Genomic DNA, 20,181 nt, shown 5'->3' on the forward strand with positions numbered 1-20,181 from the left:
GATGGATGACCAACGACTACGGCAGCAATACGAAGCAACTGCAACCTGCTTGATGTGTTGCACGATTCTGAAGTGTTGCAAGAAATGATTGAGGCAGAGGACACTTGTGGTGGTGCGATTGGCGCTGGTTTCTCTGCTTATTCGCTCAATCCTAAACCCGTCGATCCCGCACTTTGGAAACAAGCAATGAAAAAAGTGCGATTACAGTCAATCTTGTTTACTGAGCTTGAGAGTTTGATGCAGGCAGCAAATTTGGGGGGTGGTACAGAAGCTGCCATCACCGAAGCGAGAAGACGAATTCGTCACCAGTTAACCCAACTCAACGAGGAGCAACAAGCATTTTTCGCTGCGTTAGTTGAGGAAGACCAGTCACAACCTGCTGAGTTAATACTTCGTTCTCAAGTTAAATCCAAGCTCTATTCGTTCCTGACTCCGAACGATTGGAGTGCGGTCGGACAAGCTGCAACAGATGCCATTCAAGATCAGTGGTCTGAGTTTATTCAACCCTCCAAAATTGCTTAGGTTGAGAGTATTTTTGTCATGTCTGAGCGCCCCTATGATGTCGTCCTCTACGGTGCGAGTGGGTTTGTTGGTAAACAAACGGTGCAGTACTTTGCTAAAATATGTTTCTTCTGAGCAATTACGTTGGGCGATCGCGGGACGAAATCGCCAGAAGCTAGAAGTTGTTCGAGACGAAGTGGGTGTAACGGTAGATGTACTGGTTGCCGACAGTCAGGATCAGTCAGAGATCGATGCGATCTTATCTCAAACACGAGTCATCCTCACTACTGCTGGACCGTTTGCCCTTTACGGCAATACCCTCGTTGATGCCTGTGTTCGGTTCAAAACCCATTATGTCGATATCACCGGAGAAACGCCTTGGGTCAGGACGTTAATCGATCGCTATCATGAGCGCTGAGCGCTCGGCGGTACGCGGATCATTCCTTGCTGTGGGTTTGATTCTGTTCCGTCTGACCTCGGCACTTACTGGGTCGTTCGTCGCTTCCAAAAATTGGGATTGACTTGCAGTATCAGTATTCTGGGACTGTGGCAACCTGAACAGCAGTTCGATTATGCCCTTGCCCAAGGTGGGTTTGAGGGCGAGAGTTATCTCAAAGTCATGGACTGGATTGCGGACAAAGCAGCGGTGACTTTGGCAGAAACAGGATGGTTAACGGTCGTGGTGCAGGACAATTGTAAGATTCACACATGCGAACTCGTCAAACCCCACTGGCAGCGATGGGAGACTCAGGGATTATTGCTATTTTTTCTGCCGCCCTACAGTGCTCATCTCAATCTGATCGAAGGTCAGTGGCATCAACTCAAAGCGCATGAGATTGCGGGACGGATGTTTGAAGACGAGTATGATTTAGCCAAGGCGGTGATCCAAGGCATGGAAGTCCGCAGTCAATTTGGGGGATATGCACTAGAGCGTTTTAAGTTTAATTCCGCCTAGCTATTTAAACGATGCACAATCAGATCGAACAGATCGAACAACAGCGATCGCATTCTGTTGAAGTAGACAAAATCTCCGATCTCTACCCCCTGCGCCCTTTCTATCGGCTTCTATGGCATACGTGCCTCTCAAGTCGTTAGACAAAGCATAAGAAGAGAGGGTGAAATCTCTCTTCTCAACCAGCTATCTGGATTGTTAATCCTTCAGGATAATGCTGCTAATTGCATCGGTCAACTTACCTACACCTGCTTCATCTTGGTTGGGATCATTCTCCCCAAGCTCAAGTGATTGATTCGAGAGGACTGCAATCACTGTTCCTTTTTCAGAATGAACTCGGAGATAAGAATTTGCACCATTCTGAGCACCGCTATGCTGAATCGTTTTGCGCCCTCTCCATAGGTCATCATAAGATTTTTGGGAGAGGAAGGACTGACCAGGAAGTAATCTCATGCCAAATCGAGCAAGATCGACGCTGGAAGTTTCGAGTCCGCCGCCGCCTATTTTCCAACTGATGTTGTCTCGTGTTGAGGGAACGTTTTTGGCAGTAGAGCTGGTTTTGTCGCGGTAAAGAGTGGCACGATCCGGATTTGCTTGAGAAATCAGCTCAGGGCGTAAAGTAGAGAGTCCTAATCCTTGAGTAATTTCGCGATCGAAGATGCCTGTAAAAGATTGTTTAGATGCTCCTTCGATTGCCGCGCCTACGACTGTATAAGCATGGGTGCTATAGCAAGTTTTAGCTCCCGGAGAGAACATTAACGGATCATCACGGAACAGTTCAGTCGCTTGAGTTGAAGTGGCGTATTGAGTGTTGCTCGAATCCTTCCATGCTGGATTGTTGGGGACTTCACAGTTTGCGCGTTTACTGCCTCGATAGTGCCGAATTCCCGACTGATGTTCTAAAAGTTGGCGAACAGTGTGAGTGTGATGTTGGGGAAGAATGGGCACATATGTTCGAGTCAGTTTGTCGATCGACAACACATTCTGGTCGTCCAAGCGCAACGTCAAAGCTCTTGTAATGAGTTTCGCCACTGATGCGGTTCGGAAAACTGTGCCAGAGTGAGCAACCTTCTGCTGTTCGATATCTGCATAGCCAAAACCACGAGTGTAGATCAGTTTGCCGTTTTGTACGATCGCGACGCTAATTCCAGGAATATTGAATTGCTTTTGATATTCTGAAATCGCATTGTCAACAGCTTTTTTCGGTTGCCAGGAAAGTTTTTCGCCATTTTGCCGCCAGATGCCTGCATAGCGAGTTCCTTGGGGGGTGTTGTAGGCTTCAAAGTCTACTAAACGGTAGCCTTCATCGGTGTAGGTTTTCCACCAGTTCGCGTATTGATTTGCCGTCATATCGCGTCGAGATGCCCAGGCTCTCCCATTGTTTTTCACCCAAATCGCGGCATATTGTTGCTCACCATTGCGAACATAGGATTCAAAATCTAGAGATCGATAGCCTTGATCACTGAGAGACTTAAACTTCTCTGCATAGGCAGATTCAGACATATCACGGAACGCAACCCAGTTTACATTGTCTGTATTCTTGATCCAGATTGCACTGTAGAGCGTTTTACCACCGCTGGAGTAGGCTTCTGTATCAATCATGCGGAAGCCTTGATCGCTGTACTGCTTGAAGCGCTTGCCAAATTCTTCTCCGTCAACATTCCGATACGAAACCCATCCTAGATTTCCTTTGTTTTCTTCCCAAACGCCTGCATAGAAACGCTTTCCATTTAAGGTATAAGCTTCTTGATCAATCAGCCGAAATCCTTTGTCTTTGAACTCATTCCAGCGTTTGGAGAACTCTTCGTCAGACAAATCTCGTAAGCTTGCCCAGCCTCTTTGATCTGTATTTTTCTGAAAGATTGCAGCATAATTTGCTTTGCCATTGATTTCATCGACTTCGAGATCAACGACTCGGTATCCTTCTGCTTTTTTCTTGTTGAAGTATTCGTTAAAATCCTTGCTGTCATAGCCTCGAATCGATGCCCAATCAATATTATTTGGATCATCAATCGGGCTTGCTAAGGTCTTACTAGCAAGGGGAAATACAAGACCTAGCATTGTTAAAGTAGCGATCGCAATTCGTTTCATGGTCAGTAACCTTACAGAATCAAAGTGTGTTGTCGAAATGAATAGCCTTCACGACTGTGCAATGTGGAGGATGCAGTCGTCAGGTTGTATCTTGATGGCTCAATGTTTTGCAAAGATACAACCTGATTGCTCATCAAGCTAAACGAGTAGATTTAGAAATCTTGCGAGCTTACTGAGCTAGGGATGATGTAGAGCAACGTTATCAGACTCGTCGGACTCATTGACTAGCAGTGTTGCATCTGCTTTCAAGCGAAATGTTGTATCTTTGAGATCAACATCACTGGGCAAAATTTCACTTGCATTCACGAGAAAGTTAGAGGATTGATGCGGCTTAAATGCGGGAAGCTGCACTTCAAGCATTCGATTGACTTTTACTCCCTTGATTTGAGTAACCGTTAATCTTAGATTACTGGGCTTCGCGATCGCATTACCCTGATTGATAATTTGTACTCTAACAGATTGCGGCGCGCGCTCAGAAAACTGATATTCCCTAATTTTCAGATCAGGAAGTTGTTTTTTCAGAATTCCACCTCCGCTAGGGGGCGCAATCTCACCTGGCATACATTCACCGAGAGCAGGATTCAATTCGGGGGGACGGGGAACCCAACCATCGGGGCAACCCGGCTGAGGATTGGGAGTGGCAGCGATCGCGCTAACAGCAGACATTGAGAGCGCAGCGACAGAACTCAAAGCAATTAAAAGATGACGTTTCATGGTGATTGTCCTCATTCATTAATAGATGTCTCAAAGTCTATAGGGCGAACAAATTGTAAATATGCTTGCGCTGGGTGACTTTGTTACTGGCTATTGTCGGCTGAGAATTTGTCGAGTGCCAGGGGAGTAAAATCAGGCTTTTTGGACGGGTTGTACTGGAAAAATCAGATTAAATCAGGAGATGAAAATGATTAGCCGAGTGGGTAATCGTCAAATCCAGAGTGCATATTTAAAATAAGGTCAGCGTAAGAACAGCTATGACAAGAGGGAAACTTGACATGATGGAGCTAGAATCAGAGCTGTTGTGGGCTGACGCTAAAGCGATCGCAGATAATATTGTGTTTCGTGCTTTCAATCAACATTTAAGTGATATTGAAATCAAAGTACTGCAAGCATCGTGGGAAGAACAAACCTACGATGATATGGCGAGAAGCTATGGTTACAGTGCAGAGTATTTGAATAAAGATATTGGAAATAAGCTTTGGAGAAAATTGTCGATCGCGATTGGAGAGCGAGTGACGAAAAAGAACTTTAGAGAAGCTCTGAGAAGATCTCAACCGAGTAGAAGTATTGAAGTTACTCCAAATTTACCGTTTCCAGAAGGAGCAGTGGCATTAGATTCGCCCATGTATGTTGAGCGTACGGGAGTTGAGCTACTCTGCTATGAGACTGTTCTCAATCCTGGAGCATTGATTCGAGTCAAAGCTCCGAATTTAATGGGTAAGACCTCTCTGCTCACTCGAATTTTATCCTATGCAGCGAATCATAATTGTCAAGCTGTGTATCTGGATTTGAGCAGTGTCGATCGCGCAATTTTAACTGATTTAGATAAGTTTCTGCGCTGGCTATGCTGCATGGTGGGTCGGCAGTTGAAACTGAAAAATTGCTTAGATGACTATTGGGATACTGAGATTTTGGGAAGTAATGATAACTGCACAGCTTACTTTGAAGAATATTTACTCCCTCAAATCGATTGTCCGTTAGTTCTCGGTATTGATGAAGTCGATCGATTATTTCCTTATTCTACAGTGGTTGAAGATGTTCTCGGAATGCTCAGAAGTTGGCATGAGAAAGGCAAGATTGTCGATTTATGGAAACGTCTACGATTAGTGATTGCACATTCGACTGAGGCGTATATTCCTTTAGATATCAATCAATCTCCCTTTAATGCAGGAGTTCCAGTGGAATTGTCGGAATTCGATCGAGAACAGATTCAATCTCTGGCACAATTGCATGGACTCAGTTGGAACCCAACACAGGTTGAAGCTTTGATGCAAACGGTAGGCGGACATCCTTATTTAGTGCGTTTATCTTTGTATTATGTTGCAACTGGGAGAGTGACATTAGAACAATTGTTGCAGGAAGCTGCTACAGAGTCAGGAGTTTATAATGCTCATCTGCGGCATTATTTGGAAGTTCTACAGCAGTTACCGCAACTATTGGAAGCATTTAAGACGGTTGTTCTCTCGCCGAATGCGGTGGAACTCGCTTCAATGCAAATTTACAAATTGCATAGTATGGGGTTAGTTCAGAGACGAGGCAATTTTGTTACACCTTGGTGCAATTTGTATCGAGATTACTTTGGTCGAGTGTTGGCTGCTGTATAAAGTCAGGTCATTGAATCAATAGATGGGATAAAGTCGGGTCTTTGCAGAGATCCAACTCAGTGCCAGAAAACTACAGTACATTGATTGAATCAGCATTGGTCTGGTGAGATTATGGCAGAGCAACTTCGACACTACGCATACCAGGTTGGTGGAAGTCTTCCAACAACAGCAACAAGCTATGTCACACGCGAAGCAGATGCGGAATTTTATCGCGCGCTAAAAGCTGGAGAGTTTTGCTATGTGTTGAACTCTCGTCAAATGGGTAAATCTAGCTTGCGAGTTCAAACGATGCAACGACTGCAAGCCGATGGGGTTACTTGTGCTTTTATTGATTTGACTGGAATCGGGACGCAAGGAGTTACGGCTGAAAAGTGGTATGCGGGAATCGTCAATGCGATCGTCAGTAGTTGCCAATTAGGCAATAAAGTAAATTGGCGAAACTGGTGGCGATCGCAGCAAGATCTCCTTTCTCCCATTCAGCGACTCAATCTATTCATTGATGAAATTTTGCTGACTGAGATTCGCACTGATATTGTGATTTTTATTGATGAAATCGATCGCGTTCTCAGTCAGGATTTCTCACTTGATGACTTCTTTGCGCTGATTCGATACTTTTACAATTGTCGGGTTGATCATCCTAAATACCATCGGCTCACGTTTGCGCTTTTGGGCGTTGCGACTCCTTCTGATTTGATTGCAGATAAAACGCAAACGCCATTTAATATCGGACGAGCGATCGCACTTCATGGCTTCCAGATTCAAGAAGCTCAAACGCTAGCACAAGGACTGTCTCATCTTGAAGATCCTGAAGCTGCACTAGCAGAAATCCTAGCTTGGACAGGTGGGCAACCTTTTCTCACTCAGAAAATCTGCCAACTTGTGACTCAGCATCCAGAATTTAATTCGATTAGCTGCTTGATTCAAGATCGAATTATTGACAACTGGGAAGCACAGGACGAACCAGAACATTTGAGGACAATTCGCGATCGCTTGTTTCGCAATGAACAGCGAGTCAGTCGTCTTTTAGGAATTTATCAACAAATCTTACAGCAAGGAGAACTCACCGCTGATAGCAGTCCTGAACAAACCGAACTCCAGCTTTCAGGATTAGTTGTTAAACAACACGGCAGATTAAAAGTTTATAACAAGATTTATGCTCAAGTTTTCAATTTGGCATGGATTGAGAAGCAATTCCAGAAATGCCGTCCTTATGTAGAAGCTTTCAATGCGTGGATTGCTTCTGAGTGCCAGGATGAATCGCGATTACTTCGAGGACAAGCCTTAAAAGATGCGCTGGAATGGTCAGAATATCAGGATTTAAGCGTTTTAGACTATCGTTTTCTAGCAGCAAGCCAAGACCTAGAGAAACAAGCAGTTCAACATGCGCTTGCTGTCCAAGCGGAAGAGAGTCAAATTCTCGCGGAAGCAAATCTGACGCTAAACGCTGCTCAGAAGAAAGCGAAACGTACGATCGCAATTGGTTCAGCAATTTTAAGTCTATCGTTGCTCACGGCTGGTCTGGTTGCTTTTCAAGTTCAGCAAGCACGACATGAATTGAATGAAGCTGAACTGCGGCAACTCAATCTCTCAGCTCAAAGAGTTTATGAATCCAGCCCTTTTGAGGCGTTGCTCATGGCAATTCAAGCAGGGCATAAACTTCAAACTTTAGAGCGATCGCAATCGATCAAACCAGAAATCCGTCAACAGATTACTGCAACACTACATCAAGCAGTCGATGGAGTTCGAGAATACAATCGCCTAGAAGGACATGCGAATGGCATTTTAGAACTCAATTTCAGCCCAAATGGTCAGATCATTGCTTCAGCGAGTGAAGATGGCACAGCGAAACTCTGGGAAGCTCAAACTGGAAAGCTGATACGAACACTAGAACACGCAGATCGCCTCTGGAGTGTTCATTTTAGTTCAGATGGAAAGTTACTGGCTTCCGCGAGTCGAGATGGCATTGTAAAACTTTGGAACGTTGAAACGGGGGAACTGGTCAAGACCGTAAAGACTGAGCAAGACAATGTAAGAAGTGTGCGATTTAGTCCTGATGGTCAAATGCTCGCCACGAGTAGTTCTGATAAATTGATCAAGCTATGGCGAGTTTCGGATGGACAATTTTTGCGATCGCTCTCAGGTCATACGGGTTGGGTAACGAGCATCAACTTTAGTCCCGATGGCACATCTCTCGCTTCAGCCAGTGCCGATCGAACGGTGCGATTATGGAATGTGCAGACTGGAGAAGCACGCCTCCAATTGCCGGGTCATCCTGATGTCGTGAGAGCCGTTCATTTCAGCCCAGATGGACAACAGCTTGTTTCAGCGAGTCAAGGCGGATCGGTGCGGTTATGGAAAGTCGCAGATGGTTCCCTGATCAAAGAGATTGATAATTCGAGTTCAGTTTGGAATGTGAGATTTAGTCCCGATGGCAAGTCGATCGTAACAGCCGATTCTGATGGAGCAATCAAGCAACGGAATTTGGTTGACATTCAAGATGAAACGACTCACCCTCAAATTCTCAAAGGGCACTATGGGCGAGTATGGGCATTGAGTTGGAGTCCAGACGGACAATTTTTAGCATCGGGAGGTGTCGATGGAGTCGTCAAACTCTGGAAACTACAGGTCAATGAGCCGAAGTCTTTCGAGGTTTCGCAAAAGAATTTGATTAGCGTAAGTCTGAGTCCAGATAGTAAATTTTTTGCAGCAGGTGGAGGAGACCATTCGATTAAGCTTTGGGACGTTGAAACTGGAAGACCGATAAAAGAGTTGAAAGGACATCGAGATGCTGTGAGAAGTGTGCGATTCAGCCCAGATGGAACACAGATTGCTTCTGCGAGTTCCGATCGCACTGTCAAGATTTGGGATGCTAAAACGGGAACAATCGTTCGCAATCTACAGGATGATCATCGTTTTGGTAGTGTTCGGTTTAGTTCTGATGGCAAGCTTTTAGCGACAGGAGGTGGAGACGGTAAGAAGATTAATCTATGGAATGTTGGAACTGGGCAGCTTGTCAGAACGATTCAAGATGATTCTAAAAAGCGGTGTGGCATTGGAAGCCTTGGCATGAGTGAAGATGGTAAGCGAATCGTAGCCGCTTGTAATCTTTTAACTGCGAGAATTTGGGATGTTGAAACGGGGGCAATGCTCAAAACCTTCGATCGACATAGTAATCAGGTTCTCACCGCCGATTTCAGCATGGATGGTCAGCGACTTGCAACGGGAGGCGATGATAGTCTAATTAAGATTTGGGATATTCAAACGGAATCCGTAATCAATACAATTCGAGGGCATCGTGGAAGTGTCAGACGACTCAAGTTTAGTCCCGATGGCACGATGCTTGCATCGGCAAGTAGTGACCACACGATTAATCTCTGGAAAGTATCCGATGGATCGCTTCTGAGAACCTTAGAAGGACATAGTAATCAGATTCTCAGTCTCAGTTTTAGTGCTGATAGTAAAACATTGGTTTCTGCGGGGTATGACAATACAGTGAAAGTATGGCGCTTAGATTCAGACCTCGATCGCTTAATGAAGTCAAGCTGTGGCTGGTTCAAAGGATACTTTGCTAACTCTTCAACTCATTTAGAAGCCCGAACTATTTGTCAACGCCTCTAGAGAATTGTTCTCTGAAACCTATTGAGCGATGAATGCCAGCAGTATCTCATCACGGTTAATTAAAAAATATAAGCTACTGCCGCCTAGTCATTCTCGGTTGCAGCAATTTCTGAGGGATAGGCTTTTGCGGCAGTTCTCGATCTCGCCACATAATCAGCGGAATGCTTAATCCACCCAACAGAATCACTGCTCCGGTCATAATCCACACCAGCGATCGATCTGGGCGATAATCACCGCGCTCGATCTGCCAAAAAACTTGGTTATATCGCCAAGCAGCAAGCGCGATCGTCACGATTCCCAAAACCACTAGACTTAGCCCCAAATTTTGCGAATTGAACAAGGGATGTGGGGGCGTATTCTGTTGAGTCAAACTCAGGTTCAACTGGGTGAGAAAAAGCCCAAATCGAGCCAGTGCAAACCCGAAGCCGATCAGTGCAATTGAGGTGCGAAGCCACGCGAGAAAGGTTCGCTCATTCGCTTGATGTTCACGCTGTCGATCGATTTTAGGCTCTTTCATCGCAATATTCACATAGCAAGCCGCATAGTCTAAAACTTCCGAAGCTCATTTACATCTTGCCGAAGAGAGAAAGTAGTTTGAAGGCATTTTGAAGCACTGTGACGGATTTGAGCAACCATTTGTCTTTGTCTTGGTGAATAGATTGAAACTGCTGAGAAATTAGCGATCGAGAAAGGGCGAAAACTCTGGCTCTGACCAGCGCAAGGGAAGGCTACCTTCCACCCGATATCCCTGCTCAAGTTTGAAGCGTAACAGTCGCTCTGCTCCTTTATAAGCACGTATCTCAGTCTCTTCCCAAATAACCTCAGCACTTCCTGTCAAGTACATCAAGTCACCTTGCTCGAAATCTACAAACACCAATCCTGCGCGAGGATTCAGTTCTAGGTTGCCAAGCGTATTAAAGTGATTGTTGCCAGCAAAATCAGGAATCGTGAGCGTCCGATCGTCATCAATCCTGACAAACCCCGGTTTACCGCCCCGATGGGAAACATCAACACCACTCGCAGATCCTGCGGATTTCGCTTGATAAGCAGTTGCAATAAAGAATGTGTCGGACGCTGTGATCATCGATCGTTCTGATGCTCCAAACTGAATGATCGACTGGACGGGTTTGAGTGCTGTCGGATCAATCTCAGCAAATTGCGATCGACGAACTTGAATATACTGAGGACAATTCCCAAAGCTCTGTCTAACGTGTACCTCAAAGCTATCCTTTCCAGTTGCCGTCACAACTCCGTTTAATCGATTCCGGCGACGAGTTGATAAGTCGATGCCTAGTAATCCAATATCGATGCCATTGGTCAGAGTGGTTGCTAACGGATCGCCAAACAGAGGTTTTGCAGCAATGTGCAAAGTGCGATCGTCGGGAGTGGAGAGAAACCCTGGATTTCCGACCAATATAGAAGCCCAGGGATTGCCTGCTGTATCGACTGTCCCTACAATCACGTAAGGCAATTGAGCAAAGAACTGGCGATGTTGATCGGGAAGAAATTCTCGAATTATCCGCCGCCCTTGTTGATCGATCTGTTCCTGGACTCCCAGACGGGCTTGAATTGCTAATTCGCCTGCGTGGAAAGGAGATTCAGTGCGCGTCCAGCCTGAGATTGCCATCGTGTTCCTCCTGTTTGACTTGAGTTGAGCAGCCTATAGCCCAGCCATCGAGATATAACCTGGCAATTGCTTCACCCGATCAATCCAAGCCAGCACATGAGGATAGGCATCCAAATCAATTTTTCCATCTCGTGCCAAGGCAACATAAGGAAACACAGCAATATCAGCGATCGTGGGATGTTCAAACTCTAACCACGTGCGTGTACTTAAGTGCTGATTCAGTTGAGTCAGGATATAGTCTGATTTTTGCTCAGCGCGTTCAATGTTGATGCTTGTCGTGCCGAACAGATGGTAGAGCCTCGCATTTTCTGGTCCCTGACGGACTTCTCCAGCAGTTGTAGATAACCACCGAATCACCTGAGCTAACGGCAACGCGTCGAGCGGCAACCATTGTTCATCACCGTACTTCCGCGCCAAATAAACTAAGATTGCCTGAGCATCTGCGAGTTTGACTTCATGATCAATCAGCAAGGGAACCTGTCCAAAGGAGTTGAGTGCTAGATACTCTGGTGATTTGTGTTCTGCTTTCATCAGATCTACTTTGATCCATTCATACTCAACACTAAGCAGTTCCAGAAAAAGGCGGACTTTGTAGCTGTTGCCAGACATTTCGTGCCCATAGAGCTTAATCATGATTGATCCTCGAAGTGAGAAAGATTTGTACCGTTCGTTCGGTCTAGTCAAACTGTACCGTTCGTTCGGTATAATGTCAATAGCATCTTTCTAAAGTTACTTTTCATACCTAAACCATGCCTAAAGACACTTACATCCCCTGCTTGCTGCAACTGTTTCGGCATTACGGCTACGATGGAGCGACACTGGCGAGGATTTCTGAAGCGACAGGGTTAGGAAAGGCAAGTTTGTATCACCATTTTCCTGGAGGCAAGGATGAGATGGTGCAAGCGGTGATGGATTATTTGGATGCATGGTTGGCAGAGCATGTATTACCAAGCCTACAAGGGGATGATTCTGCTCTGGAAAAACTACAGCGAATGTGCGATCGCTTGAGCGAACTTTATGAAGCGGGTCGTCAGCCTTGTATAACCGCCACTTTGCTATTAGGGTCAGCGCGCGATCTTTTTCACGATCGTGTTCAAGCTAGATATTCTGCTTGGATTCGTGCAGTGGCACAGGTTTTAGTAGATGCAGGACTGGATTTGACGACAGCTCAGCAGCGCGGAGAAGATATGGTAATTACAATTCAGGGCAGTTTGATTGTGGCGCAAGGATTGGATAATCCTGAAATCTTTCAGCGATCGCTGAAGCAGCTACCACAGCAGCTCTGCCAAAATTTAGGCACATGAAGCCTGATGATGCTAGATGCGAGTTGACGATCCTTGGTGATTCATTTAGCTTGGAGGCTGTCCTTCAACGATTCGATCGAAGGCTAGACCACTGGAAGCTTCGCCTCGTCCAGTTTGTTTACGTGCGCCTAGCCAAACCACTACCCGACCATCACGCCAGCGAGTTCGTTGGAAAGATTGGGTCACTCGCACTCCCGCTCTTGGAACTGTTTCTTCATGAATATAGTAGGCTTGTTTTTGATCGAGTCCGGGGCGCAGTAGATTGGTTCTAGGGCGGACTTTCAGCGGTGGGTTGGGATCACCTGCTAAAATTCGCGGCAGGGCAGCCCGTTGTAGTTGAATCTGGCGAGAGTCACCTGATTGATGCACGGGGATGAAAGGAATCCAGTTTTCGGGGACTGAGGTCATGACCAGATACCGAATGTTCGCTCGATCAAGAGGAGTTGGAACCGGAGCAACCGCGAGTTGTTGATTGAGGAGCCGTTGATAGACATTGTGAAGTGCGATCGCAGCTTCATCGCCAGATTGACTGATGCCGCTAGCCGTCGGAATTGTTTTCTCAACTCCCCAAACCATATTTGCCATCTCATCGCGGACGAGCAAAACTGACTCTAGCGGACTGCTTTCTTGAATTTTGGGTACCGTTGGCAAGAGTAATAATTGATTGCTCGCAGGTTGCTGGTCTGACAAAGTTTTGCCCACGATCGAGGGCGTGTCGGGAGAATCTTTTTGGCTAATCGTAAAGAGGCTCCAACGCTGCCAGTCATTATCGGCTCCTGCTCCAGAGGGATCGATCCAGGTACGTTCTCCAAATACATTCGTGACAACTAGCCCACGTACTTCAGCCAGACTGCCAACTGGTAAAGTATAGGGAATCAAAAACCAGTCATTGGCATAGACCAAGCCGAACTCCATCACCATCAGTTTGGCAATATCAGTGGTGTCTGGTTTGATATCTCCAAAGTTAGTTTTTTGATCTTCAAAGCTCCACCACCGCGTATTGGGCATTCCGGCAAAGCTAATCGGGTTAGGGATCAGTGTTTGGGTATCAGTTTGTAAAACTGAAGGTCGTGCTGGCGGTTCAGTAGACTCTGGCTTAGGCAGTAGGCTTTCAGCAGCAGGATCAATGTCGAAGTTGTACCAATCGAGATGTCCCTGGTAGTATTCATCAGCAACAAGAACTTGTTCTCTAGAGGTCGTTTCACTGGTTGCAATAGGTGCAGAGCAGGCAAATTGATATTCTAAGCGTGCAGAATCCCAGGCATCGTTTTCTGAGATCGGCTGATCATAGAGCTTCTGAAACCATTGCACAAATTTCACCGCTTGTTCTGCGAGGAAAGTCTCGTCTCCCGGAGCAACAGCAATGCCGTCAGAAACTTGAGGCGTTGGCTCACCCGCAGGAGCAGGCGTTGTTAAATATTGGTACAATTGACCGCCATCTAATCGTCGTCCTGCGACTGCTGCAACCTGTTGCCAAGTGTTGAGGTCGGCACAAATCGGGGCATCTGTCCGGCTCATTGGATCGGGTAAGTCGATCGGGTATCGGGTTTGGTAAGCAGAGCGATAGTCAGTGCCAGAAGGCGGAGTGCGGATGAGCTTGAGCCATTGTCGCCCCATCAGGAGACGCAAATCTAGAGAAAGGCGTTGTTGTCCTTGGGTTAAAGCGATCGCTCGACGTTCGACCGTGGCTTCTAGGGGATGTTGATCGGCAAAGTCAGTGGGAGGATGATCTTTGGCTTGATAGCGAGTCAGTCGAGTCGTCGCAACGTGCAGTTTGGCGAAAACGGGTGAACCCGCATCGTCTCCTTGAAATTCTCCAAGCTGCCATTGACGAGTCAGCATCCACAAGGCATCGCGAACCTCGGCTTTGAGCGCGCGATCGAAGTTTGCAGTGCGGGGGCGACCTTCTAACCGATTCCATAGGGTAATCGTGGGAAAGGTGCGACGGCTTAGGGCTTCAGAGAGATTGGCAATGGTGTATTTGTTCATGAGTCGCGGTTTAGCAGAAAGTCATGGACTTTGTTGTTGAGAGCAAGGTTGGCGGAAATCGAGATCTGGTAGAGAGTCGCTGCCATGATCGTGGCAGGGAGAAACCGGGCATAGGCGGTGTCGTCGAGTTGGTCGGGTTCAACGGCTCGTTTTTTCGCCATCTCTAAGGTTTCGATTAAAGCCCCAGTTAGGTCAGACCATTGCCAATTGCCCGTAGCTCGCGGGGGAGTGACGAATAGCCAGGTTTGCGGCGGTTCACAGTTGGGGCGATCGTAGTGGAAAGCAATCCCGGTGGTTTCTGTCTCACCCGGAATCACTTCAGTCCATTCATCGAGCAACAGTCCGCATTGGCGCTGATTGGGATTGAATGGCACAGTGTAGTAGGCGCTATAGAGTAAGCGATCGCCTTTTAACTGTTCACCGAGTTGGAAATTTTCAGGAAATTGCAAGCCTAACCACGGATCGCCAGAACGATACGGGAGTTGAATCGGCTGAAGTTCGGGTTCAGGTCTACCAAATGCACCACTCAGCATGACAAGCTGTTCCCAATGGCGCATCTTTTCACGGACACGAGCGATACCATACAGCCAGTCATCAATGGGGAAGTCAATGCCAGCAGCACTTAGGTGACTGAATAGATCTTGGTTGAGGCTAGCTGTCATTGCGTTTTGCCAACTCGTGCCAGCGTCAGGAGCAAGCGTAAATTCAGGAATGAGCTTAAAGTCATCGCCGAATAGAGCAGCAGCAACCGCTTGAACAGCAGTTAAGCGAGTTTCAGGATTGGCGCTATTGTCATAGGTCGTGAATTGGGTCTGAATCGTTTGTAGCCGCAGGACAATATCTTGGGCAACGGCTGTGACAATTCGCAGCAGATCTTCGGTGAGCGCGATGATTTGCTGTTCTGGAGCGCTGAGATCTAGAGGCAAAACGTCGAAGTCTGCGATCGACACTTGAAGACTACTGAGCAGAGGTGCGAGATTCACTTCGCTCGTGGTTAGAATTGCCTGGAAGCTACTGAGTTGATTAGCAAAGAGCGTAGACTGATTCACGATCGCGCTTCGATAGTCCGCCAAGCTAGCAGGTGGAGTGGGGGTGGGTGTACTGGCAACTAGCCGTTCTAGAGCAATCAGGGCATCGGTGCGATCGCGATCCGAAGTTTCAGGCGGCAGCGCATCATAAGCTGCTAACTGCAAGGTGAACTGCTGCTGTCGCTCTTGCCAGAGATTCACCCGCGATCGCACTTGCTCAAGGATAGACTCAAAAATCTGGCGTTTCTGATCGTAGGCTAGCCCCCAGCCTGTTTGCGGTAACCCATAGATGCTGAGTGCAGCCATGCGGGTTACAAAGGTGTTCAAATGGCTATCGATTTGGCTAAGAATTTGCGATCGATTCCCTTCTAAATCGGCTAGTAGCCCCTGAAGCAAGTTTCGGAATGGTAGAAGTTGATTCGTGAGTTCATTTTGCAGAGCAGTGACGAGCGGTTCGAGGCGAGGACGCTGATCAATGACAGTGCTTTGACTTTGAGTGCTGGTCGGAGGAGTCACATCACTGGCTTTGAGAGGTTGCGATCGCAAAATCAGCGATCGCAGATGGTTTAGCAGCGCAGACACCTCAAAGAAACTAATTTTGTTTTCTATTCGTTCTGTGTAGTGCAGTGTGATAGCTGTATCCGGTCGCAAAGCTCCACTCGGCGGATGATCAAACAGCCATCGCCGCAAGCGATCGTCTAACTCGCCCATGCCTGCTTGACTATCAGTTTGATTGAGGTAAAGCAAATCGATCGGCTGCAACCCCAGATCTTGCTGTGTGACCGTAATCGGCGCGGATACGGCATTTGTGACGGGATGACGGTAGCTAATCCGACAAGCAACTCGCTCTGGTTCGGGTAAGACCTGAGCTAACCAATGATTCAAAGCGGGTTCTGCCTGAGCGCGAGGTGTCATCGGCAAACCAGCGATAGGCGAGGTCGTAGAATCCAAACCCGGCTGCAATTGTAGCCCGACGCGATGGGTGAGCGTAATACCACTGCGGGGAGTTTGGACAACTTCGGGTTCGGGTGGAAAATTTCCCTTGCTATAGGTGTCGAGCGTTGCGGCGGCTCGATCGTAATTGCCCTGTACTGCTTGGTGAACGCCTTCTGCTAAAGCGAGATCTGCAACCGCATCATGGAGATTGAGGAGTCGATCGACTTCGGCATTGATCGCAGCAGCTTGAGCAGAAGTAGCAGAGGGCAGAGCTTTGCCAAAAGGATAGACTCGTTGAGCAGGATTGGTCTGACGTTTAACGTGATTCACTAAACTCAGCCCATCTAGGACGTTTCGAGCTTCGATCGCTTCAATGGGCACGTTTGGATCAGTGCGCGTGGGTGAAAGCCGATCGGCTCGAAGCGGAAATGCTTTGCGTAGTTTGAAAATGAATTGATCGACTTCTGCCATGTTATGTCGATCGTGTAATCCTCGCTCTAGTTGGTAGCCGAGTAGTGCTCCTAAGCTTTGACCCTCGCGAATCCCTTCTAGAACAGCGAGCGCGACTCGTACTCGTTCAGATGAGAGATTTACTGCTAAAGTTTTGCGATGATCGGGTTGAGCAGTAGACAGATAGCCATTCCGCAATACTGCTGCGGTCACAGCATGATTGAGAGAAGGTGCATGGATATAGCCAGCATTTTGGTTGTCTTGCAAAATTGTCGATCGAGAAACGACCCGCGCGGCTGGCGCTTTCCGCTGAGGAGCCGTTACAGGGGGCTGTTGCACCGGTGCGGGATCAAAGATCTTTGCAAGGTCTGGACTTAGGTTTTTTGGGGTGAGAACTTTATTTTCAGGTCGAATATTTTCGAGCCAGCCGTAAGCTCCGAGATAAATACCTCGACGATTTGAGGGCTGAGACGCTACAGCTTCTTGTTGAAAGCGAGGAATAGGAAGAGGTGCAGGTGTTGGCGTTGGCGTTGGTGCAGACCGACTCCGCATTGCCATCCATTGAAAATTGACTAGACCAAGCTTCCAGGCATCGAGTCGATAGGTACAACAGTCGATATGTTCAGCAAAGAGGCGCTCTAATCTTGCGGTAGGGACATCTTTTAAGTGTTCTAGTGCGCGAAGTTGGTCGTTGAGATAGCGAGTTTCAAAGGCGAATTGCGTGAGGGCTTGAGGAATGAAATCTGCGATCGTGCGATCGCCTTCTCCCGTAATCCGAGCCTCGGTCTTATAGAGCAGTTGCCAGCGACTCTCACTCGTATTTGCCTGAGTCTTGACATGCACAAAATTTGGTTCTCGCCGCAGTTGCTCTAATTCATTCGCTGAAAGCACTTCTGCGCCGCGATGTAGCCGCCAACTCACATCCCAATAACCCAAGAGCAACGCATGGCGCAAGAACAGATATAAGAGGGCATTCGGAGCTTTGTTGTCGAGAAATCCTTGCTGTTGGCGCAATGTTTCTAGAGAAGTCGATGCTGCTTCTTGTAGCCACTGAATGTAGTTTTTACGATCGGCGGTATAGCTCCGAATCGGATCGACTTCTGATAAAGGGCGATCGTCAATGACTGCACCTTTCATCAGGTTTTGGCTGGAGAGGAAAAATTTCTGTAATACATCCGGTGTCTGCTCACCGCGATATCCGAGTTTTCGGAGTAAATCTAGACCGCTTTGGGTATAGCCTGCTGCAATCAGCGCTGCAATAAACTGACCGCCTAGACCGCCTTGCAAATTGAGTCGATTGAACAACTGCTGCAAGCTCTCGGCATAGCGCTGGTAGTATTCTACAGAGCTAGCATGAAGTCCAACAATATCTAAAAGCGTCTTGTGAGCATCTCCCGGTTTGCCAACCCAGGAAACCTTCGCAACCTGCGCTGCCCAATCAGCATCCATAATCTGAAGAATCTCATACAAGCGACTCAAAAACGTGCGAGAAATTTCGAGCTTCGATGTTCCTAATAGCTTCGGAAGGCGTTCGGGAGACACCCACTGAATTTGAGAAAAAGCAGTAGTGGGCAAGATGCCGTAGGGCTGTCGTCCAATTCGTAGAGCAGGAATGGAGCCGCGCCCACTGACGAAGCGATTGAAAAACCAGCGAGTATCGTCAACAGCACTATCTGTTAATACGGGATGCAGCATAGTTTCCAGGCTATAGCCCAGGGTCGCAGACCACAGTGCGGTATTCATCGCACGAGCTTCTGTTTGATCCGTACGATCGCAATTCGGCACAGTTCTCAAAATCTGCGGATCAATCCCAAGGGCTTCCGCTAACCACTGACCATCTCGTTTACGAAACATATCGGTTTCAGCAAACGGATCATCAGTAGACGTTGTGCCAAACACGGAGTCATAGCTTGCATCAGCATCTTCTGCTCGACTAAATCCAGCCCCTATCTGATCAGTATTGTTCGTGGGTGTCCCTTGAGGCAGGATACTCAAGCCACTGCGTCCCCAGTGATGATGCTGTAAGAGCGTTTCGAGTTGGGTTTGTCCTGCTTTTTCATCTGCACTGAGTTTTAGCCCCAGTACCATTAAGCGATCGAGGCCATTGCGTGCCTGCTCAGCATCTAAGGGCACTTTGAAGCCCATTCCCCACTCGACAGCTCGCTCAAAATCGACCATCCAACGCATTTCGTCACTGATCAATAGTTCGCCATTTTCCTGGCGCAACTGTTGTTCTGGAGGTGCATTGGGATCGGGGCCGACAACCAAGGGTGAAGGAATCGGACGACCAATTTGTTCAAAACGAATATCGCCAGCTTGTCCAATCAGAACGAAACAGTCAGGCAGAATTGTAGTTTTGGGAGCCTGACTCCAGGATAGTTGTTTGACTGCAACATCTTCAGCGTTTGGAAAGACTACAAAGTCCACAGTGACCAAAGCATTTTCCTTAGTTAAGGGAAACTGAGGTGTAACAGTTAAGTTATTGGGAATGTAGTGTTGAATGAGAACTTCCGCCCGTGCTGCGCCGACTGTTCCATTTAAGGTATTTCGCGTCTGTTCAGTTTCTCCATTGAGCCGCCATACCGATTCCCAGTAGACCTTCAGTGCGTCTGCTTCTGGAGGCAGATTGTCGGTTGGAATGGTCAAGATGAGAGCCGGCGTGTTTTCAGCGTCGAATGTTGGTTTTTGATCCAGATTCATCGGGCGATAGCGATCGAGAATCCAGCGCGATCGCCCTGACCCATGACTGCTGACTAACCCGCGCCAAGCCGCTCGCTCTTGATCTTCGCGTCCTCCTGCTTGCCAACTTTGAGTCCAATACGTTTGGGCGTTTTTTAATTCGGATTGAGATAGTAAAGGTTCAAACGTGTCGATCGCACAATCATCGGGATAGACTCGCACCCAGAGTTCTGTGCGGGGCGCATTGTTTGTTGTAATCGTTTTGAAGCGAGTTTCTAAACGCAGGGGCAATAGGAGAATCGGATAGTCATCGGAGAGACGTTCTACCTGTTGGCGTGGATCAAGTAATAAGGTTTTGAACCGCTCAAAGCTCGAAGATTCTAGCTCAAAATTGCGATCGTAGCGCTCCTGATTTGCTTGCACCGTTCCCCTGGCTTGGATTGCAGCCCGATTTAGCCTTTGTTGCCGAGCCACATGCTCCTGATTTTTTGGATCAAAAATCTGGGCGAGTTGATCCAGTTCAGCCTGGATTTGCTGTTGCCGCTCCTGGCTCTTGAACAGGTCTAAGTGAGCCTGCTGCTTCTGGGTGCGAGCCTGATTCAGAGCGGTTCTAAAATCTTCAAACTCTGGCATAGGGGCTTCCTTGAGTGATTGTTAAAAGAGACGATTCTGAAGGGTTGAATGG

Annotated in this window: 13 protein-coding genes; 6 read left to right on the forward strand and 7 right to left on the reverse strand. The window is 47.4% G+C overall.

Going from position 1 to position 20,181, the window contains the following annotated elements:
- Window positions 1–54 precede the first annotated feature (54 nt).
- The 3 genes from LEPBO_RS0103550 (at window position 55) to LEPBO_RS41655 (ending at window position 1,456) form a co-directional block, all read left to right on the forward strand.
- Window positions 55–522, forward strand: a complete 468-nt coding sequence (locus LEPBO_RS0103550) for a hypothetical protein (RefSeq protein ID WP_017286159.1) — start codon at window positions 55–57, stop codon at window positions 520–522.
- Window positions 523–556: 34 nt separating this feature from the next.
- Entirely contained in the window at window positions 557–919 is a 363-nt protein-coding gene (locus LEPBO_RS41650; RefSeq protein ID WP_239741276.1) for a saccharopine dehydrogenase NADP-binding domain-containing protein, read from the forward strand.
- 99 nt (window positions 920–1,018) lie between these two features.
- Entirely contained in the window at window positions 1,019–1,456 is a 438-nt protein-coding gene (locus LEPBO_RS41655) for a transposase (protein ID WP_017286161.1), read from the forward strand.
- 195 nt (window positions 1,457–1,651) lie between these two features.
- Here LEPBO_RS41655 and LEPBO_RS0103565 read toward each other — a convergent pair whose 3' ends face one another.
- Together LEPBO_RS0103565 and LEPBO_RS0103570 are read right to left on the reverse strand one after the other, a co-directional pair.
- On the reverse strand, window positions 1,652–3,544 hold the full coding sequence (locus LEPBO_RS0103565) for a serine hydrolase (RefSeq protein WP_017286162.1): 1,893 nt from the start codon (window positions 3,542–3,544) through the stop codon (window positions 1,652–1,654).
- Window positions 3,545–3,721: 177 nt separating this feature from the next.
- Window positions 3,722–4,258 carry a CARDB domain-containing protein gene (locus LEPBO_RS0103570; protein ID WP_017286163.1) on the reverse strand — a complete coding sequence of 179 codons (537 nt, stop codon included), beginning with the start codon at window positions 4,256–4,258 and terminating at the stop codon, window positions 3,722–3,724.
- A gap of 278 nt (window positions 4,259–4,536) precedes the next feature.
- Between LEPBO_RS0103570 and LEPBO_RS0103575 the strand changes: the two genes are divergently transcribed.
- Both LEPBO_RS0103575 and LEPBO_RS0103580 read left to right on the forward strand, forming a co-directional pair.
- The gene (locus LEPBO_RS0103575) at window positions 4,537–5,865 is read left to right on the forward strand and encodes an AAA-like domain-containing protein (protein WP_239741278.1); all 1,329 of its coding nucleotides are present in this window, start codon (window positions 4,537–4,539) and stop codon (window positions 5,863–5,865) included.
- A gap of 111 nt (window positions 5,866–5,976) precedes the next feature.
- Entirely contained in the window at window positions 5,977–9,483 is a 3,507-nt protein-coding gene (locus LEPBO_RS0103580) for a WD40 domain-containing protein (protein ID WP_017286165.1), read from the forward strand.
- A 73-nt stretch (window positions 9,484–9,556) separates the two neighbouring features.
- On the opposite strand, the gene LEPBO_RS0103585 is transcribed toward LEPBO_RS0103580, so the two are convergent.
- The 3 genes from LEPBO_RS0103585 to LEPBO_RS0103595 form a co-directional block, all read right to left on the reverse strand.
- Entirely contained in the window at window positions 9,557–10,000 is a 444-nt protein-coding gene (locus LEPBO_RS0103585; RefSeq protein WP_036044364.1) for a YidH family protein, read from the reverse strand.
- A 159-nt stretch (window positions 10,001–10,159) separates the two neighbouring features.
- Window positions 10,160–11,110 (reverse strand): pyridoxamine 5'-phosphate oxidase family protein, encoded by a 951-nt coding sequence (locus LEPBO_RS0103590; RefSeq protein WP_017286167.1) that lies wholly within the window; start codon window positions 11,108–11,110, stop codon window positions 10,160–10,162.
- Window positions 11,111–11,143: 33 nt separating this feature from the next.
- Window positions 11,144–11,743, reverse strand: a complete 600-nt coding sequence (locus LEPBO_RS0103595) for a glutathione S-transferase family protein (protein ID WP_017286168.1) — start codon at window positions 11,741–11,743, stop codon at window positions 11,144–11,146.
- Between the two features lie 116 nt (window positions 11,744–11,859).
- Between LEPBO_RS0103595 and LEPBO_RS0103600 the strand changes: the two genes are divergently transcribed.
- A complete protein-coding gene (locus LEPBO_RS0103600) occupies window positions 11,860–12,414 on the forward strand; it encodes a TetR/AcrR family transcriptional regulator (protein WP_017286169.1) in 555 nt (184 codons plus the stop codon).
- Window positions 12,415–12,459: 45 nt separating this feature from the next.
- Here the strand turns inward: LEPBO_RS0103600 and LEPBO_RS0103605 are convergent, their stop codons facing one another.
- Window positions 12,460–14,403 carry a hypothetical protein gene (locus LEPBO_RS0103605; RefSeq protein ID WP_017286170.1) on the reverse strand — a complete coding sequence of 648 codons (1,944 nt, stop codon included), beginning with the start codon at window positions 14,401–14,403 and terminating at the stop codon, window positions 12,460–12,462.
- Complete coding sequence (locus tag LEPBO_RS36050; RefSeq protein WP_017286171.1) at window positions 14,400–20,129, reverse strand: hypothetical protein; 5,730 nt, start codon at window positions 20,127–20,129, stop codon at window positions 14,400–14,402. Before LEPBO_RS36050 ends, LEPBO_RS0103605 begins: the two co-directional genes overlap by 4 nt.
- Window positions 20,130–20,181 lie beyond the last annotated feature (52 nt).

It is taken from the genome of Leptolyngbya boryana PCC 6306, from assembly GCF_000353285.1.
GTDB classification, from domain to species: domain Bacteria; phylum Cyanobacteriota; class Cyanobacteriia; order Leptolyngbyales; family Leptolyngbyaceae; genus Leptolyngbya; species Leptolyngbya boryana.

Excerpts from the sequence above, each read along its gene's own strand:
- LEPBO_RS0103585 (WP_036044364.1), bottom strand. The coding sequence starts at position 10,000 with ATGAAAGAGCCTAAAATCGATCGACAGCGTGAACATCAAGCGAATGAG.
- LEPBO_RS0103570 (WP_017286163.1), bottom strand. The coding sequence starts at position 4,258 with ATGAAACGTCATCTTTTAATTGCTTTGAGTTCTGTCGCTGCGCTCTCA.
- LEPBO_RS0103575 (WP_239741278.1), top strand. The coding sequence starts at position 4,537 with ATGATGGAGCTAGAATCAGAGCTGTTGTGGGCTGACGCTAAAGCGATC.
- LEPBO_RS36050 (WP_017286171.1), bottom strand. The coding sequence starts at position 20,129 with ATGCCAGAGTTTGAAGATTTTAGAACCGCTCTGAATCAGGCTCGCACC.
- LEPBO_RS0103595 (WP_017286168.1), bottom strand. The coding sequence starts at position 11,743 with ATGATTAAGCTCTATGGGCACGAAATGTCTGGCAACAGCTACAAAGTC.
- LEPBO_RS0103590 (WP_017286167.1), bottom strand. The coding sequence starts at position 11,110 with ATGGCAATCTCAGGCTGGACGCGCACTGAATCTCCTTTCCACGCAGGC.
- LEPBO_RS0103600 (WP_017286169.1), top strand. The coding sequence starts at position 11,860 with ATGCCTAAAGACACTTACATCCCCTGCTTGCTGCAACTGTTTCGGCAT.
- LEPBO_RS0103605 (WP_017286170.1), bottom strand. The coding sequence starts at position 14,403 with ATGAACAAATACACCATTGCCAATCTCTCTGAAGCCCTAAGCCGTCGC.
- LEPBO_RS0103565 (WP_017286162.1), bottom strand. The coding sequence starts at position 3,544 with ATGAAACGAATTGCGATCGCTACTTTAACAATGCTAGGTCTTGTATTT.
- LEPBO_RS41650 (WP_239741276.1), top strand. The coding sequence starts at position 557 with ATGATGTCGTCCTCTACGGTGCGAGTGGGTTTGTTGGTAAACAAACGG.
- LEPBO_RS0103580 (WP_017286165.1), top strand. The coding sequence starts at position 5,977 with ATGGCAGAGCAACTTCGACACTACGCATACCAGGTTGGTGGAAGTCTT.